Annotated in this window: 18 protein-coding genes; 13 read left to right on the top strand and 5 right to left on the bottom strand. The window is 66.8% G+C overall.

Translation table 11 applies throughout. The annotated features are described in order from the left end of the window. Positions 1–11: 11 nt before the first annotated feature. A complete protein-coding gene (locus tag CAL13_RS03495) occupies positions 12–1454 on the bottom strand; it encodes an aminotransferase-like domain-containing protein (protein WP_086056148.1) in 1443 nt (480 codons plus the stop codon). A gap of 131 nt (positions 1455–1585) precedes the next feature. Here CAL13_RS03495 and CAL13_RS03490 point away from each other — a divergent pair, with 131 nt between their 5' ends. From CAL13_RS03490 to CAL13_RS03480, 3 genes are all read left to right on the top strand, one after another. Beyond that, positions 1586–2875, top strand: coding sequence for a hydroxymethylglutaryl-CoA reductase, degradative (locus tag CAL13_RS03490; protein WP_086059208.1), 1290 nt, complete (start codon positions 1586–1588; stop codon positions 2873–2875). 64 nt (positions 2876–2939) lie between these two features. Further along, positions 2940–3404 (top strand): hypothetical protein, encoded by a 465-nt coding sequence (locus CAL13_RS03485; protein WP_086071530.1) that lies wholly within the window; start codon positions 2940–2942, stop codon positions 3402–3404. Continuing rightward, positions 3401–4792, top strand: coding sequence for a tripartite tricarboxylate transporter permease (locus tag CAL13_RS03480; RefSeq protein WP_086056146.1), 1392 nt, complete (start codon positions 3401–3403; stop codon positions 4790–4792). The genes CAL13_RS03485 and CAL13_RS03480 overlap by 4 nt, the downstream gene beginning before the upstream one ends. Here CAL13_RS03480 and CAL13_RS03475 read toward each other — a convergent pair. Then, positions 4773–5753 carry an AraC family transcriptional regulator gene (locus CAL13_RS03475; RefSeq protein WP_086071529.1) on the bottom strand — a complete coding sequence of 327 codons (981 nt, stop codon included), beginning with the start codon at positions 5751–5753 and terminating at the stop codon, positions 4773–4775. The genes CAL13_RS03480 and CAL13_RS03475 overlap by 20 nt on opposite strands. Before the next feature lie 136 nt (positions 5754–5889). Here CAL13_RS03475 and CAL13_RS03470 point away from each other — a divergent pair, with 136 nt between their 5' ends. Continuing rightward, positions 5890–6432, top strand: coding sequence for a carboxymuconolactone decarboxylase family protein (locus CAL13_RS03470; protein WP_086071528.1), 543 nt, complete (start codon positions 5890–5892; stop codon positions 6430–6432). A 123-nt stretch (positions 6433–6555) separates the two neighbouring features. Here the strand turns inward: CAL13_RS03470 and yddG are convergent, their stop codons facing one another. Next, positions 6556–7440: an aromatic amino acid DMT transporter YddG gene (gene yddG / locus CAL13_RS03465; protein ID WP_086071527.1), complete on the bottom strand. Its 885-nt coding sequence runs from the start codon at positions 7438–7440 to the stop codon at positions 6556–6558. Positions 7441–7551: 111 nt separating this feature from the next. Between yddG and CAL13_RS03460 the strand changes: the two genes are divergently transcribed. Next, positions 7552–8112, top strand: coding sequence for a TetR/AcrR family transcriptional regulator (locus tag CAL13_RS03460; protein ID WP_086056142.1), 561 nt, complete (start codon positions 7552–7554; stop codon positions 8110–8112). 189 nt (positions 8113–8301) lie between these two features. Further along, positions 8302–9336, top strand: coding sequence for an alpha/beta hydrolase (locus CAL13_RS03455; RefSeq protein WP_086071526.1), 1035 nt, complete (start codon positions 8302–8304; stop codon positions 9334–9336). A gap of 66 nt (positions 9337–9402) precedes the next feature. On the opposite strand, the gene CAL13_RS03450 is transcribed toward CAL13_RS03455, so the two are convergent. Continuing rightward, positions 9403–9990: a flavin reductase family protein gene (locus CAL13_RS03450; RefSeq protein WP_086071525.1), complete on the bottom strand. Its 588-nt coding sequence runs from the start codon at positions 9988–9990 to the stop codon at positions 9403–9405. A 109-nt stretch (positions 9991–10099) separates the two neighbouring features. Next, positions 10100–10990: a LysR family transcriptional regulator gene (locus CAL13_RS03445; protein WP_086071524.1), complete on the bottom strand. Its 891-nt coding sequence runs from the start codon at positions 10988–10990 to the stop codon at positions 10100–10102. A 178-nt stretch (positions 10991–11168) separates the two neighbouring features. On the opposite strand from CAL13_RS03445, the gene CAL13_RS03440 reads away from it, so the two are divergent. From CAL13_RS03440 to CAL13_RS03410, 7 genes are all read left to right on the top strand, one after another. Then, positions 11169–11855, top strand: coding sequence for an RraA family protein (locus tag CAL13_RS03440; protein WP_086071523.1), 687 nt, complete (start codon positions 11169–11171; stop codon positions 11853–11855). 268 nt (positions 11856–12123) lie between these two features. Continuing rightward, on the top strand, positions 12124–13359 hold the full coding sequence (locus CAL13_RS03435; protein ID WP_086059207.1) for an aminotransferase class I/II-fold pyridoxal phosphate-dependent enzyme: 1236 nt from the start codon (positions 12124–12126) through the stop codon (positions 13357–13359). Between the two features lie 94 nt (positions 13360–13453). Beyond that, positions 13454–14275 (top strand): ABC transporter substrate-binding protein, encoded by an 822-nt coding sequence (locus CAL13_RS03430; RefSeq protein ID WP_086071522.1) that lies wholly within the window; start codon positions 13454–13456, stop codon positions 14273–14275. 24 nt (positions 14276–14299) lie between these two features. Beyond that, positions 14300–15001 (top strand): amino acid ABC transporter permease, encoded by a 702-nt coding sequence (locus CAL13_RS03425; RefSeq protein WP_086071521.1) that lies wholly within the window; start codon positions 14300–14302, stop codon positions 14999–15001. Between the two features lies 1 nt (position 15002). Beyond that, positions 15003–15716, top strand: coding sequence for an amino acid ABC transporter permease (locus tag CAL13_RS03420; protein WP_086071520.1), 714 nt, complete (start codon positions 15003–15005; stop codon positions 15714–15716). Further along, a complete protein-coding gene (locus tag CAL13_RS03415; protein ID WP_086071519.1) occupies positions 15713–16438 on the top strand; it encodes an amino acid ABC transporter ATP-binding protein in 726 nt (241 codons plus the stop codon). Before CAL13_RS03420 ends, CAL13_RS03415 begins: the two co-directional genes overlap by 4 nt. Positions 16439–16534: 96 nt before the next feature. Continuing rightward, complete coding sequence (locus CAL13_RS03410) at positions 16535–16981, top strand: SRPBCC family protein (protein ID WP_086056133.1); 447 nt, start codon at positions 16535–16537, stop codon at positions 16979–16981. Positions 16982–17045: the final 64 nt, after the last annotated feature.

Below are 17045 nucleotides of genomic sequence, written 5' to 3'. Positions count from 1 at the left end.
CCCCTGCCTTGTCAGGCTCCCCGCGGCGGCGCGGGGAGCGCAACGCCGATGCGGCGCGCCAGCGCGGCGCCGAACCGTTCATCCAGCACCGCGCCGACGTTGCACCGGGACCAGCGCGATGCCTTGTCGGCATCGACGCTGAACACCCGGCCCGGCGCCATCAGGATTTTTTCCGGAATCAGATCGCGCGCCAGCGGCACGGTGTCGGCCACGCCGGGAAACGCGGTCCACAGATAAAGCGAACTGGCCGGCCGGGCAAAAACTTCGGCGCCCAGGCCGTCCAACACCTGCAGGGCCTGCGCCGTTGCCGCTTCCAGCCTGCGGCGCAGGCGGAACAGATGCCGCTCGTAGTGACCTTCGCGCAGCATCACGTCGACCATGCGCTCGCAGTATTCCGAGCTGCTCACATGCACCAGTGCTTTCAGGTCGGCGAGGTCGCTCGCCAGCGCCGGATCGCAGGCGATGAAGCCCACGCGCAGCGCCGCCGAAAAGGACTTGGAGAAGCTGCCGATATAGATGGTCCGCGCGAGCTGGTCCAGCGCGGCCAAGCGCACGGCCGACGTCGGCTTGAAGTCCGCCAGCGGGTCGTTTTCCACCAGCATCGCGCCATGGCTGTGGCACAGCTGCAGCAAGCGATACGCTTTGGCCGCTGAGATGTCCGATCCGGTCGGGTTGTGCGCCAGCGATTGCGTGAAAAAGAGCCGCGGCTTGAATCGCGCGAGCAATTGCTCCAGCGCCGCCAGGTCCGGCCCGTCCGGCAGCCGCGGCACGCCGAGCATCCGCGCGCCGGCCAGCTTCAGCTTGCCGAACAAGGGGTAATAGCCGGGGTCGTCCACCAGCACGGCCGCACCGGGCGCCAGGAAGTAGCGGATCAACAGATCCATGGCCTCGTTGGCGCCATGGGTCAGCACCAGCTGCGACGGCGCCGCGTTGACGCCGATGTCGCCCAGCTTGCGCACCAGGCTTTCGCGCAGCGGCGCGTAGCCGAAGCGGCTGCCGTAGCGGAACAGGCTGCCCAGCCCGGTGCGGACGACTTTCTGGTGATAGCGGTCCATGCGCATATCGGCCAGCCATTCGACCGGCGGGAAGCCGTCGCCGACGGCCACGGCATCCGGCTGCGTCTTCAACTGTTCGCGCATCAGCCACACGATATCCATGGCGCGGCTCAACTGGCCGGATTCCTCTTCCGCCGGCTTGCGCGCAAAGTGCTTGTCCAGCACGTAGAACCCGGATCCCCGCCGCGGCTCGACCAGTCCTTGCGCCACCAGCATCTCGAAGGCCACCACCACGGTGTTCTTGGCGTAGCGATGCAACTGCGCCACTTCGCGCAGCGAGGGCAGCTTGTCGCCGGGGCGGTACACCCCGTCGGCGATCTGCTGCGCGATCAGGCGCGCCAGGCTTTCCGCGATGGGCGCGGGGCGGCCGGGACGCGCCGCCTTGCCGTCATCCGCCATGCTCGCGGTCCGCCATGATGCCTCCCGGGAAATTGGTGCAGTGCGATGGTACTGTCGGCCCAAACTGTACCTGTCAATGGCGGTACAGTTTACCTAGGATCGGCCTACCGATACGCATACGGAGACATTGCATCGTGGTCGATTCGCGCCTTCCCAATTTCCGCGCCCTGCCCCCTTCCGAACGACTGGACGCCATCGCAGGCGCCGTCCACCTGACCGGCGAGGAACACGCCCTGCTGGCTCGCCCCGGCGCGCTTGCGCTGGATCGCGCCGACGGCATGATCGAGAACGTTATCGGCACGTTCGAGCTTCCCATGGGCGTGGCCGCCAATTTCCAGGTGAACGGGCGCGACGTGCTCGTGCCCATGGCGGTGGAAGAGCCGTCCGTCGTGGCGGCGGCTTCGTATATGGCGAAGCTGGCCCGGGAATGCGGCGGTTTCGAAACGTCCAGCACCGCGCCGCTGATGCGCGCGCAGATCCAGATCCTGGGCCTGACGGACCCGCAGGGCGCACGGCTGGCGCTGCTGCGCGAAAAGGACCGCATCGTCGCGCTGGCCAACAGCCGCGACAAGGTCCTGGTCGAACTGGGCGGCGGCTGCCGCGATATCGAGGCGCACCTCTTCCCCGACACGCCGCGCGGCCCGATGCTGGTCGTGCACCTGATCGTCGATGTCCGCGACGCCATGGGCGCCAATACGGTCAACACCATGGCGGAAGCGGTGGCGACGCTGCTGGAAGAAATCACCGGCGGGTCGGTGCGGCTGCGCATCCTGTCCAACCTGGCCGACCTGCGGCTGGCGCGCGCACGGGTCAGGCTGACGCCTCAGGTGCTGGCCACGCGCGAGCGCAGCGGCGAGGAAATCATCGAAGGCGTTCTCGATGCCTGGGCCTTCGCCGCGGTGGATCCGTACCGCGCCGCCACGCACAACAAAGGCATCATGAACGGCATCGACCCCGTGATCGTTGCCACAGGCAACGACTGGCGCGCGATCGAAGCCGGCGCCCACGCCTATGCCGCGCGGTCCGGACGCTACACCTCGCTCACCGCCTGGGAAAAGGACGCCACGGGCGCGCTGGTGGGCTCGATCGAAATGCCGATGGCCGTGGGACTCGTGGGCGGCGCGACCAAGACCCATCCCCTGGCGCGCCTGGCCCTGAAGATCCTGGGCGTGCGTTCGGCGCAGGAACTGGCGGAGATCGCCGTGGCGGTGGGCCTGGCGCAGAATCTGGGCGCCCTGCGGGCGCTGGCGACCGAAGGCATACAGCGGGGCCACATGGCCCTGCACGCGCGCAACATCGCGCTGCTGGCCGGCGCCACGGGCGATGAAGTCGATACCATTGCACGCCGCATGGCCGAGGAAAAAGACGTGCGCGCCGACCGCGCCGTCGCGCTGCTGAAGGCCCTGCGCGGACAGGCCTAGCAAGACAAAAACGACGGCCGGCGCAAACTTCCCGTACGCCGGCCGCAACCTGGAGGAGAGCATCATGAGAACGAACCCCAGTCAACCCGCCTGGCGGCTCGCGGAAGTGTGGAGCGACACCGTCGATCTGCGTCACCTGGCGTGGTCCATCGTCATCGGCGTGACGATCAGCGTCGCCGCCTTCGTCGCGGCCGGGCGCTGGCTGCGCGACCTGGCGTCGTCGGCCGAGCTGGCGCATGCGTATGCCATGCTCGCGGGCCTGGCAGGCAGCGTGGTCGCGGGCATCGTCTGCGCGCGCCTGTTTGCGCCCAAGCGCGAGGTCGTGGAAGACACCGCGTTGGCCGATCCCGCATGGCGTGAAGACGTGCTGGCCGAACTCGCAAGCGAACCGGGCGGGCTCGGCACGCTTGCCGACCTGCCGCCGGCGGCGATCGAGGAGCTGCGCGAGCTCGGCCTGCACGAGCTGTTCGCCGGCCAGGCGGCCGCCAGCCATGCGCATCCGGTTGCCGCGAAGGAGGCCCTGGCATGAACGATCCCATTCTTTTGAACCAGATCCTGGTCGCCGCCGCCATGGGCCTGGTGGGCGCAGTGGTATTCGCCGGCATCGGGCTGATCTCGGGCACGGACGAAACCACCACCATCGCGCCGCTGACGCTGCTGGTGGCCCTGCTGGGCGTGCCGCCCGCCGGCGTTTTCACGTTCTTCCTGGCGGGCGCGGTCGCCAAGCACATGACGCACGCCGTGCCGACGGCGCTGCTGGGTATTCCGGGCGACACCATGGCCACGCCGCTGCTGCAGGACGCCAACATGCTGCGCAAGCTCGGCGTGCCGCACATCGCGCTGCGCAAGATGATCTCCGGCGCCATCATCGCCGCCTTCGTCGCGGTGCCGCTGGCCGTGCTGTTCGCCGTGCTGCTGGCGCCGTTCGGCCCCGCGATCACGCGTACCGCGCCTTGGATTTTCCTGGCCGCCGCCGTGCTGATTGCCTACTTTTCCGCAGGACGCTGGGCGTCGGTGGCCCTGCTGGTTCCCTTCGTGGTCGTCATCGTCGCGCTGCAAAGCCTGACCGCGAAGTACGGGGTGAAGCTGAGCGTCAGTTATTTCCTGGGCATCGCCATCGGTCCGCTGATCGCCGATCTGTTTGCCGTGATGTCGCCGCTGGGGCGCAAGCGGATGGCGCGGGACAAGGTGCGTACGCTATCGCTGGCGCCCGACGTCAAGGGCTGGTCCGGTTATTTCCCCAACCCGTTCAAGGTGCTGGACCGGACGCAGACGCGATGGACGCTGGCCACGGCGGCCGTCTCCAGCGCAACCTTCGTCTTCAGCCCCGTGGCCATGACGGTGGTGCTGGGAGAGATGGTTGGCGCGCGCGTGCGGCATGCCTATCATCGGCTGGCGACCGTGCTGAGCGCGCGCAACGGCGTCACCGAAGCCACCTATATCGCCGAAGCGCTGATCCCTCTGATCGCCTTCGGCCTGCCGCTCAGCCCGGTGGCAGCCGGCCCCGCTGCGCCGCTGTTCAACGCGCCGCCGCGCTTCACGGTGGACAGCGCGACGGGACAGACGCACAACCTGCACAATCTGATGAACCATTGGGAATTCCTGGGCTACGGCATGCTGGCTGTCGTGATCGCCGCCCTGGTCTCCTATCCCTTCGCGATGAACTACGCCCGCCGCGCCGCGCTGTTCGTCTCCCGCAAGGTGAGCCATGAGGCGATCATCGCCACCTTCGTCGGCCTGATCGTCGTCATCAGCGTGTGGGAAGGCCAACTGCTGGGACTGCTGGTCATCCTGACCATGGGTCTGCTGGGCGGACTGCTGTCGCGCGTCTTTGCCTTCAACACCGGCGTGCAATTCATGGGCTACTACACGGCGGTGCTGACCGTACCCGCACTCGTCAAGCTGATCGGTGGTTGAGCGGTTCCGCGCCGTCCGGCTCCGGGCCCGCCGCCGGCCGGTGGACGGCGCGCCAGCGCGCCGGCGTCATGCCGGTCCGCTGCTTGAAGGCGCGCTGGAAAGCGGCTTCGGATTGATAGCCCACCGCGTCGGCGACCGCCCCGGTCGACAGCGCCGCCTCGCTCAACAACCGCGCGGCGCGCGCCATGCGAATGCCGGCAAGCATGTCGGCCGCGGACTGCCCCATGCTGTCCTGGAACTGGCGCGCGAAAGTCGCCCGCGACATATTGCACAGCGACGCCAGCTCCGGCAGCGTCCACGGTTTTCCCGGCTCGAACACCATCGCCGTCAACGCGGGGCGCAGACGCGGCTGGCTTGCCAGCGCCAGCAGGCCATGCGGGGCCTGGCCGCCGGCGCTGGCGAAGCGCAATACCAGCGCGAACAGCGCCGCGGACAATGCATTCAGATAGGCGCGGCCGCCCAGCGCTTCCTCCAGCGAGGCCGCCCGCATCAGGCCGATGAGCCCTGTCAGCGGGGATGCATCCCGTGGGGCCGAGCCCTGCCCATGCGTCCGCACCACCAGCGTGGCGGGCAGATGATCCCGCAGCAGCCGGTCATGGCCGGACCGCACGACGAAACGTCCGCACAACATATCGAAGTCGGGCTCGCCGCCTTCGGTGCTGTCCTTCACAAGCACGCCCCCAGCCTGGCGATCGCGCGGCGGCCGGGCCGGCGCGCCGCTGCCGTCGTGCAGGCGATGCGCCGCGCCGCGCGGAAAAAGCACGATGTCCCCGGCCCGCAAGGGTTGCGGCGGACCCTCGCCGTCTTCGAGGATGGCGCTGCCGCGCAACAGCACGTGGTACGGAATGTCGCTGGCCGGCGCACGATCATGCCGCACCTCCCAGGGCGCGCCGAGGAGACAGCGAAAATCGACGTGGCCCTCGATGGGCGTGAATTCCAGCAAACCGCTCAACCAGTCCATGGCAATGGGCCACACGCCATGGGCGTGAGACGAATAAGCATGTTTTTGAGGATGCGCGACATTATCAACCCAAGGCAGGCTGCGTAAAGTGAAGCCGTGACATCAAAACCTTCATTACTTGCCAAGGAGTTCCGCCATGTCTTCCCGTCTGCCCGCCGTCGCCTTTGAACAAGCCACTGGCGCCACCGCCGAAGTGTTCCAGAGAATCAAAAAATCCGTGGGCCGCGTGCCGAATGCCTACGCGACGCTGGGCACCCACGCCCCCGCCGCCCTGGCCGTCATGCTGCAGGCCGATGCGGTGTTGACGTCCGGCGCGTTGAGCCGGCAGGACCAGGAGCTGATCAAGCTGGTCGTGAGCGAAGCCGCCGGTTGCGACTATTGCGTTGCCGCACATACGCTGGTGGGCAAGATGACCGGCCTCGCACCCGAAGCGATGCGGCAGGCACGCCATGGCGAGCCCACGGGCGATGCCCTGCAGGACGCCTTGGTGCGATTCCTGAATGTGCTGATCCGCCGTCCCGGCACGATCCCGCAAGCGGAATACGACGCCATCCGCGCCGCCGGCTACGACGAACGGCAGCTGGCCGACATCGCGCTGGCCGTAGCGGTGATCACCTTTACCAACGTCTTCAACCGCATCAACGACACCGACGTCGATTTTCCGGCGGTCGCGGCCTGAGACGGCTTGCGTGGCGCGCGGGACAGTGGCGCGCGCGACGGCGGCGGGCGGGACAAAGCCGGGCGATGCCGCAACATCGGAAAACCCGATGGGGCCGGGCCGGCCCGCCGCCGGCCCGGCGACTCAGGACCGCGCCCGCGTCGCCCACCAGCACAGCAGCGACCCCGCGCACACCATGGCGGCGCCCTTCCAGTATCCCGCCGCCAGCGGCGCGGACAGCAGCACCGTGGCAAGGGCCGACGAGAAAATCGGAATGAAATAGGACGCGACGGCCAGCACGGCGATATTCCCGTGCATGATGCCCACGTTCCAGGCCGCATAACCCAGTCCCATCGCCGCCGCGGCCATCGCGACCTGCGCGGCCACGGTCCAGTCGAAATGCAGCGCGGGCTCGGCGCTGGTCAGATACTTCACCCAAAAGGCCAGCGCGGTCAGCATGAAGAAAAGCGCGGCGCCGTTCTTGCCGTTTGCCATGCGCGCCGTCACCGTGCAATACGCCGCCCAGATCACGGCGCCCGTGAAGGCCAGTCCGTAGCTCAAGGGATTGCTGCCGATATTGGCCGCCATCCCGGCCAGGTCCAGCCCGTCCGCCCCGCCCTGCGCCCAGCACACGCCGATAAACGCCAACGCCACGCCGGGGACGAGCCACATCGTGGACCGATGCCCGTTGAAGACCACCGCGAACAGAATCGTCAGGCTGGGCCAGAGGTAATTGACCAGGCTGACTTCGATGGCCTGGCGGCCGCTGGCCGCATACCCCAGGGAAAGCGCCAGGCACAGCTCATAGGCGACGAACAGCACGCCACCCGCGAACAGGTAGCGGCGCGGGAAGCTGGAGGGCCGCGGCAAACCGACGGTGCACACCAGCAGCGCCGAGCCCACCGTATAAATCATGGCCGCGCCGCCTGCCGGTCCCAGCGCCTCGGCCACGCCGCGTATCAACGCCACGATCGTGCTCCAACACACCACCGCAGTCAGTCCAATCAGGGTCGCCTTGCTTCTCGTCATATCGCTGCGCCGTACGTCTCTTGCATGCCGGGCGGCATCGTACCCCTTCTCACGAAAACATTTTTCCGGACCGCTTGACTTATCTATCTCCTGATAGATAGAATTCTCGCCATGGAAACGATGCCTGTCCGCGAACAACTGCTGAATCACGCCCGGGTGCTGCTGATGACCCGCGGCTACAACGGCTTCAGCTACCGGGACCTGGCGGCGCTCGTCGGTGTGAAGACGTCCAGCATCCATTACTACTTCCCCACCAAGGAAGACCTGGTGCTGGAGGCGGTCAACGGCTATAGCACCGAAATGCTGGCCCAGGTCCGCGCCATCGACGACAGGCAGCCCGCGTCCCGGCAGCTGGAGCAGTACGCAAAGGCCTTCGGCGTCCTGATGCACGATGGCGACCGCATCTGTCTGTGCGGCATGCTGGCGGCGGATATCGCCTCGCTGCCCGACAACATCCGCTCGGCGGTGCAGGGCTTTTTCAAGGCCAACGAGAGCTGGCTCGAAAAAGTGCTGGCCCGCGGGCAGGAAGACGGCACGTTGCGTGTCAGCGGCGATCGTGCGTCGGCGGCGCGGGCTTTGTACGCCGCCTTCCAGGGCAGCGTGCTGGCGGGGCGCCTGTTCGGCTCCAAGGCCAGGTTGAAAGACGTGGTCGCCGCCGTCAAGGCGGGCTGACCGCAAGCACGATAGCCGCGGGTCCGGCGACGGACGCGCGAAGGAATCATCGACGATGCGCTGGCTGCGCATCGGCCTCGCCTGACGGCGGGGTTTTTTTGGCGCCACTTGTCTATCTATAGATAGATAGAAATAAACGGTTCATCGCCTTTTCGACACAGCGCATTTCCAACCGACCGGAGAATCACCATGAAGACCTTCAAGAAACTGATGCTCGCCGCCGCCGTCACCGGCCTGTCCACCGCCGCCGTTGCCGCCGGCGCTGGCGGCGCCGCCGCGCCGCAGCCCAACGCCAAGGTGTCGCAATTCCTGCACGTCCTGAACAGCGCCCAGGGCCCCGCCATCGAGACCCTGCCGCCGGAACAGGCGCGCCAGGTCCTGGCCGGCGCGCAACAAAGCGTGAAAGTCGACCTGTCCGGGATCGAGACCACGGAAAAAACGGTCACGCAGGACGGCCTGACGGTGCCTCTGACCATCGTGCGTCCGGCCGGGGCCAGCGGCACGCTGCCCGTCTTCATGTTTTTCCACGGCGGCGGCTGGATCCTGGGCGACTACCCCACGCACCGGCGCCTGGTGCGCGACCTGGTGGTGCAATCCGGGGCCGTCGCGGTCTTCGTCAACTACACCCCATCGCCCGAGGCCCGCTATCCGGTCGCGATCAACCAGGCCTACGCCGCCACCAAATGGGTCGCGGCCCATGGCAATGAGATCGGCGTCGATGGCAACCGCCTGGCCGTCGTGGGCAACAGCGTGGGAGGCAATATGGCGGCGGTGGTGAGCCTGATGGCGAAGGACCGCCAGGGACCGGCCATCCGCTTCCAGGGCTTGTTGTGGCCGGTGACCGACCACACCTTCGACAACGGCTCGTACAAAACCTACGCCAACGGTTATTTCCTGAGCCGCTCGATGATGCGCTGGTTCTGGGACGCCTATACCCGCAGCGAAGCGCAGCGCAACGAGAAGTACGCTTCGCCCCTGCGCGCCTCGCTGCAGGATTTGAAGGGCCTGCCGCCGGCGCTGATCCAGGTGGCCGAATTCGACGTGCTGCGCGACGAAGGAGAAGCCTACGGCGCCAAGCTGGACGCCGCCGGCAACGAAGTCACCGTGACGCGCTACAACGGCACCATCCACGACTATGGCCTGCTCAACGCCCTGGCCGACGATGCGGTCACGCGCACTGCGCTGAAGCAGATGGCCTACGAAATCCGCACCCGCCTGCAATAAGGCGACGCGGGTCGCTCAGGGCCTGTGAACGCTGGAAGGAGCCCCGCCTGGGTACGTCAACAGGCCCTAGCTGCCGGCCAGGGGCGTGGCCTTGATGGTCACGCCCGCCACCGCGAAATTGCCCGCGCCCAGATGATGCAGGGTATGCAGCGCGCGGTTGTCCTCACGGAACTCCCAATGCCCGGAAACGAAGACGGCGGGATCCGCCGCGGCGCTGACGACCTCGGCGAAGCAGGTGTCGTACGCATCCTCGGTATGGGTCTCGGGAATGCGCCGGCATTCCAGCCAGGCCGCCATTCCATCTTCGAGCACCGGCAGGCCGAGCGCGGGTCCGTGCAGGGGCTCGATGCCGAAGCGCGCGAACTTGTCGCCGTCCGCCCCCGATACGCTGCCCACAGCGTAGGTCCGATCGACAAAACCCGCGCCAGGTATGCAGATGGCGAAACTGCCGCTGGCCTCGACCAGTTCGCGGGTATAGGTGCGCTTGTCGATGACGACCGCGATGCGCGGCGGCGTGAACTCCACCGGCATGGACCACGCGGCGGCCATGATGTTGCGCCGATCGCCGTGCCGGCTGGTCACCAGGACGGTGGGACCGTGATTCAGCAGCCGGCTGGCATGCTCGAGGGGAACGGGAATAAAGCGTGATGGCATCGATGACACTCCTTGCTCATATCCCTGCCCAAAAGCGCGCTTTCCGGCCTAGAAGGCGCAGGGTCCCCAGCGCTTGGGCGCGCCGCGCCGGACAGGGCAAACAGCGGCCTCACATCGTACTGGAGAAGTCGCAGCAGCTTTGCGCCAGGCTCGCGACGCTCTCGCAGAACGCCACGTCGGCCTCGCGCCGGAACATGGCGCAATACAGCGATTGCGGCGGGGCGATGCTGGTGCGCGCGATGACGAGCTGGCGCGCGCTGACCATGCCGGCGAAGTAGTCGCGCGGCAGGCAGCTGACGCCGAAGCCGGCGGCCGTCAATCCCGCCATGGCGATGAGGCTGTTGATGGTGAACATATTGCTGGCGGGCGTATAGGGCTGCAGCCAGCCGTCGTAGATCATGTTCAGACCCGAGTCGCGGCTCTGGCGCAGCAGCGGCAGCGCCGCGATATCGCGCGGGGTGTAGACCCGGCTCGGATCGATCATGTCGGGACTGCCCATCCAAGCGAACTCCAGCCGCTGCAGCGGAACCACCTGCAATTCCCCGTCGGCGAATTCGCCATGCAGGAACGCCATGTCGAGCTGACCGGCATGCAGGCGCTTCTGCAGATCCCGGCCCAAATCGATATGCGGCTCCAGCGTGATGCGCGGATAGTGCGCGCGCAGCAGGCGGATCAAGGCAGGCAGCCAGGTCATCGCCGTGATTTCCGTGATTCCGAAGCGGAAAGTGCCCGTCAGGGTGTGCTGGCCTTTCAGCCGCACCAGCAGACGGTCGCGGTGCGCCAGCATCTGCTCGGCCATCGCGTATACCTCGTGCCCCCGGGCCGTCAGCTCGGCGCGGTAGCCGGAACGGTCGAACAGCGCGATGTCGAAGTCGGCTTCCAGTTCCTGGATGCGCTTGGTGATCGCCGACTGGCTGGTGTGCAGTTTCTGCGCGGCGGCCGAGAACGTCCCCAGCCTGACCGTCCAATACAGGGCTTCGATCTGCTTGAAGGTCAGCATGCGGCCGGCCCGTTCATTCCATAAATTCTCATAAGGGCTAACCCGTATATTCCAAAAAGCGATATCGCCCGTGGAAATTTAATCGCTTTTTCAGCGCTTCAAAAGCTCGCACTATTCAGGCTTCCTTCACCGCCCATCCTTGCGACGGGCAATTTCCGCAGCAAACCCAGCGATTTCCATGGCCACATCCCTTTCCGGCATGCGCGAACTGCCGGCCCCTCCCGTTGCTCCCGCCGCCGTGCTCGAAGCGCTGGCCGGCATCGTCACGCCGCATCTGAGCGACAACCTGGCGCGCCGCGAAGGCATCGCCGGGCTGCGCCGCTACAACGGGCGCGGCAAGCTGGTCGGCACGGCGCTGACCGTGAAGACCCGTCCCGGCGACAACCTGATGATCTATCGCGCCATGATGCAGATACAGCCGGGTCACGTGCTGGTCGTCGATGCCGGCGGCGACCTGAGCAACGCCGTGCTGGGCGAGATCATGAAGCGCTACCTGCAGCAGCACGGCTGCGCCGGCGTGGTGGTCGACGGCGCCATCCGCGACGTGGCCGCGTTCGAAGCCGACAGCTTCCCCTGCTATGCGCGCGGTCACATCCATCGCGGCCCCTACAAGGACGGCCCGGGCGAGGTCAACGTGCCCGTGTCGATCGGCGGGCAGGTGGTCCACCCGGGCGACATCGTCGTCGGGGACGAGGATGGACTGGTCAGCTTCCCCGCCGATCAGGCCGAGACGCTGATCGCAGCGGCCCGCGCGCACGCGGAAAAGGAAGCGCGGATCATGGCCGAGATCGCGACCGGCGAGCGCACCCAGAGCTGGATGCAGGCCGCATTTGCCGTAAGGGGAGGCCCACCCCCGAAGCGCTGACGCGCTTCCCCCTCTAGGGGGCGACGCTGGCGGACCGGGGGGAAAGCCCACCCCCGAAGCGCTTCGCGCTTCCCCCTCTAGGGGGCGACGCTGGCGGACCGGCGGAGCCGGATCCGCGGCGTCCCGGGTAGGCCCACCCCCGAAGCGCTACGCGCTTCCCCCTCTAGGGGGCGACGCCGGCGGACCGGCGGAGCCGGATCCGCGGCGTCCCTGATCTGACGATTTGTTTTATGTGACGGAAATGGTGCTTGGCGCCATGACTAATGAGATGACACAAGCGACAACCATCCCCGCTACATCACCGGACTTCCTGGCGGACCGGGCGCGCGCGATCAAGCCGTCGCCCAGCATGGCGGCCAAGGCGCGCGTGGATCAGCTGCGCGCCGCGGGCCGCGACATCGTCGACTTCACCGTTGGCGAGCCGGACTTGCCCACGCCGGCTCACATTGTGCAGGCCGGCATCGACGCCCTGCGCGGCGGCGATATCCGATATACGTCGTCCCTGGGTACGCCGGCGCTGCTGCGCGCGGTGCAGGCGAAGTTCGAGCGCGAGAACGGTCTGCGCTACGGACTGGATCAATTGATCGTCGGGGTCGGCGCCAAGCAGCTTATCTTCACCGCGCTGTCCGCGACCGTGCAGGCGGGCGACGAGGTGATCGTTCCCGCGCCCTACTGGGTGTCGTACCCGGACATGGTGCTGGTCAACGACGGCACGCCGGTCGTCGTGCCTTGCGGCGAGGACACCGGCTTCAAGCTGACGCCCGACGCGCTGGCCGCCGCCATCACGCCGCGCACCAAGTGGCTGCTGCTGAACACGCCCAGCAACCCCACCGGCGCCATGTACGGCGCAGAGGAACTGCGCGGGCTGGCCGAGGTGCTGGAACGCCATCCGCACGTGTGGGTGCTGACTGACGAAATCTACGAACACCTGGCCTATGGCGACGCCGGACACGTGTCGCCGGCGGCGATCGCGCCCGCGCTGGCCGAACGCACGCTGACGGTCAACGGCGTATCGAAGGCGTACGCAATGACCGGCTGGCGCCTGGGCTACGCCGGCGGACCGAAGACGCTGATCAAAGCCATGGCCACGCTGATCTCGCAAAGCACCAGCTGCGTCAGCGCCATCAGCCAGGCGGCCGCGCGCCATGCGCTGGAAGCCGACCAGGGCTGCGTGGCCGATGCCGCCGCCACTTTCCACGCCCGCCGCGACCGCATCGTTTCGCTTCTGAACGCCATTCCCGGCATCACGTGCCGGGACCCGCAGGGCGCCTTCTACGTATACCCGTCGGTCGCGGGACTGCTGGGGCGCCGCACGCCGCAGGGCAAGCTGCTGGAAAGCGACCTGGATGTCGTGATGTATCTGCTGGACGAGGCCGGCGTCGCCGTTCTGGATGGCGCCGCATATGGGCTTTCGCCCTATCTGCGCCTGAGTTTCGCCACATCCATGGAGAGTATCGAAGAAGGTTGCCGACGCATCGCCGAAGCTTGCGCGCGTCTGGCCTGACGACGTCCCTGGGCCGGCCAGCGGCCCTGGTACCCTTGGCCCCATGAAGAGGCCGCAGCACCAAGCACCAACGCAATCGTTAAGGGGAACACACATGAAGAAACTGCTTTCCATCGTCGCCGCCGGCTGCATGACCCTGGCCCTGGGCAGCGCCCACGCCGACACCATCGGCGACATCAAATCGCGCGGCAAGTTCATCTGCGGCACCATGGGCACCGCGGAACCGTTCAGCTTTCAGGACCCGAAAACGCGCGCCATCGTCGGCTACGAGGTCGACATCTGCAAGGCCATCGCCGACAGTCTCGGCGTGCCGCTGGAGCTGAAGCTGATCGCCGTGGAAGCGCGCATCCCCGAACTGATTGCCGGCCGCGTGGACGTGGTGGCCGCCAACCTGGGCTGGAGCCCGCAGCGCGCGGAACAGATCGACTACTCGCACCAGCACTTCGTCAGCCTGCAGAAGGTGCTGGCGCGCGAGTCCGACAAGGACCTGAAGGCGCCGGCCGACCTGGCCGGCAAACGGGTCAGCGCGGTGCGCGGTTCGTCGTCCGAGCAAGGCGCCCGCAAGTACATCCCCAATGTCGACCCCGTGCCGTTCAAGGACCCCAGCGGCGCCTTCCTTGCCTTGCAGCAAGGCAAGGTGAGCGGATTCGTGGCGTCCGAACTGATGCTGGTCAAGCTCAAGCAGCAGGCCGCCGATTCGGCGGTGCCCGTGAAGATCCTGGAGCCGGCGCTGTTCGTCGAACCGTGGGGCATCGGCGTGCGCAAGGGCGACACCGCCATGCTGACGCAGGTGAACAAGGTGCTGGACGGACTGGAAAGCTCCGGCCAGGCAACCAAACTGTTCGATAAGTGGTTCGGCGCCGGCACGCAGTACGGCATGAAGCGGGACTTCCATATCGAGGCGATCAAGGGCTGACGCCCCGCGCCGGAGTTCGCGCTCATGCACTACGTCTTCAACTTCGGCGCCATCTTCCAGGGCGAATACACGGACTGGCTGATCCGGGGTCTGGCAACGACCCTGGCGCTGGCCGCGCTGGCCTGGATACTGGCGTTCGTGGTGGGCAGCGTGTTGGCGGTCATCCGCCTGACGGGATCGCGCGTCGCCAATTCGGCGATCGCGCTCTACATCGCGTTCCACCGCAATGTACCCATGCTGGTCCACATTCTTTTCTGGTATTTCGGCATACCGGCATTGCTGCCGCAGGCCGTATCCGATTGGCTCAACGGGCATGGCAGCGAGTTCATCCTGTCGTGCATCGCCATCGGGCTGGTCATGTCGGCCTACGTGTGCGAGGACCTGCGCAGCGCCGTGCGGTCCATTCCGCAGGGCCAGGTGGAAGCGGCGCGCGCCCTGGGTTTGCGGTATCTGCAGATCATGTCCAAGGTGGTGCTGCCGCAGGCCTTTCGCATCGCCATACCGCCGCTGTTGAACCAGACCTTGCTGCTCGTGAAGAACACGAGCCTGGCCATGGCGATCGGCGTGATCGAGCTCACCGCCGCCGGCCGCGAGATCGAGAACAACACCTTCCGGACGTTCGAAGCGTACGCGGTGGTGACGGTGATCTATCTGGCGTTGTCGCTGCTGATCATGGCCGCGGGCGCGCTGCTGCAACGCCGTTTCCATCCGTCGGGAGCACGCTGATATGTGGGACATCGTCAAGGACAATTGGCTGCTGCTCCTGGTGGGGCAGTATCCGCATGGCCCGCTGGGCGGACTGGCGGCCACGCTGGGGCTGGCGGCGATCAGTCTGGCGCTGGCCCTGCCCTGCGGCGTGCTGCTGGCGCTGGGGCGAATCAGCCCGTGGCGCGTGTTCTATGTACCGGCCACCGCCGTGGTGTACCTGGTGCGAGGCCTGCCGCTGCTGATGTTCATCTTCTGGGCCTACTTTTTCGTGCCCGTGATCATCGGCCGTCCGGTGGCCGGCACGACCACGATGGTCGTGGCTTTGGTCTGCTATGAAAGCGCCTACCTGGCGGAAATCATCCGCGCCGGCATTGAGGCGCTGCCCCGGGGACAGCAGGAAGCGAGCCGCGCGCTGGGGCTGTCGTATCTGCAGACCATGCGCAAGGTGATCCTGCCGCAGGCGCTGTACAACATGCTGCCCAGCATGATGAGCCAGTTCGTTTCCACGGTGAAGGAAACCTCGCTGGCCTATGTGATCAGCGTGCAGGAGCTGACCTACGCCGCCAACCAGATCAACAGCACATTGCTGACCAAGCCCTTCCAGGTGTTCGGCCTGCTGGCCCTGACCTATTTCTTCCTGAATCTGGCCCTGAGTTCACTGGTGCGATTGACCGAGCTGCGCATCAGCCGCCGCCGCGCCGGCCTGGGGGTCAAAGTGGTGCAACCCGTATGATCCGATTCTCCAACGTCAACAAGTGGTACGGGGACTATCACGCGCTGGCCGACGTCAGCGCGCAAGTCCGCCGCGGCGAAGTCGTGGTCGTGTGCGGGCCCTCGGGCTCGGGCAAATCGACCCTGATCCGCACCATCAACCGCCTGGAGCCCATCCAGAGCGGCAGCATCGAGGTCGACGGCCAGGACGTCAACGGCCCCGGCGTCAAGGTGGACCAGCTGCGCAGCCATATCGGTTTCGTATTCCAGCAGTTCAACCTGTTTCCGCATCTGAGCGTGCTGGAAAACCTGATGCTGGCCCCGCTGTCGCTGAAGCGCGCGCGCCGGGCCGAGGCCCGCGAAACCGCCATGGCCCTGCTCGCCCGCGTCGGCCTGGCGCACAAGGCCGAGGCCTATCCGGCGCAACTGTCGGGCGGCCAGCAGCAGCGCGTGGCGATCGCGCGCGCCCTGGCAATGTCGCCGCCCGTCATGCTGTTCGACGAGCCCACCAGCGCCCTGGACCCGGAGATGGTGGGCGAAGTCCTGCAGGTAATGAAAGGCCTGGCCAAGGACGGCATGACGATGATCTGCGTCACCCACGAAATGGGATTCGCCCGCGACGTGGCCGATACCATCTGGTTCATGGACCAGGGCCGCATCGTCGAAACGGCGGCGCCGGAAGCGTTTTTCACGCAGCCGCGATCGCCGCGCGCGCAAAAGTTCCTGGCGGAGATCCGGCACTGAAAGGGCCCCCAGGGTTTTCCCTGGCCGCGGGCGTGTCGATACGGATGCCGCTGCATCGTCGTAGCGATACATCCACCCTTTTCGAGGCATACCGACATGACCACTGGCACTGTCCGACTGCACCGCGTTCTGCGCGCCACTCCCGAACGCGTCTACCGCGCCTTCCTGGAAGCCGACGCCATCGCCAAATGGCTTCCGCCCTATGGCTTCACCTGCCGGGTTCACCACATGGAGGTTCGCGTCGGCGGCACCTTCAGGATGTCCTTCCGCAACTTCGGTTCGGGCAAGGAACACGCCTTCGGCGGCGAGTACCTGGAACTCGTGCCCTCCGAGAAAATCCGCTACACGGACCGGTTCGACGACCCGAACCTGCCGGGCGAAATGCAGGCCACCATCAGCCTGCGCGAGGTGACCGGCGGCACGGACATTCAAATCGTCCAGGAAGGCATTCCTGAATTGATTCCCGTGGAGATGTGCTACCTGGGCTGGCAGGAATCGCTCGCCCAACTGGCGAAACTGGTGGAGCCGCAGATTCCCGATTGACCGGACGGAAGTGGCGGTGGGCGCCACGCAGCGCCCGTTGCGCCCGGCGCCCGCCCGCCATGCC

The sequence above is a fragment of the Bordetella genomosp. 9 genome, assembly GCF_002119725.1.
Classification (GTDB): domain Bacteria; phylum Pseudomonadota; class Gammaproteobacteria; order Burkholderiales; family Burkholderiaceae_B; genus Bordetella_C.
The sequence above is the reverse complement of the archived record's forward strand: the minus strand, read 5'-3'. Positions and strand labels throughout refer to the sequence as shown.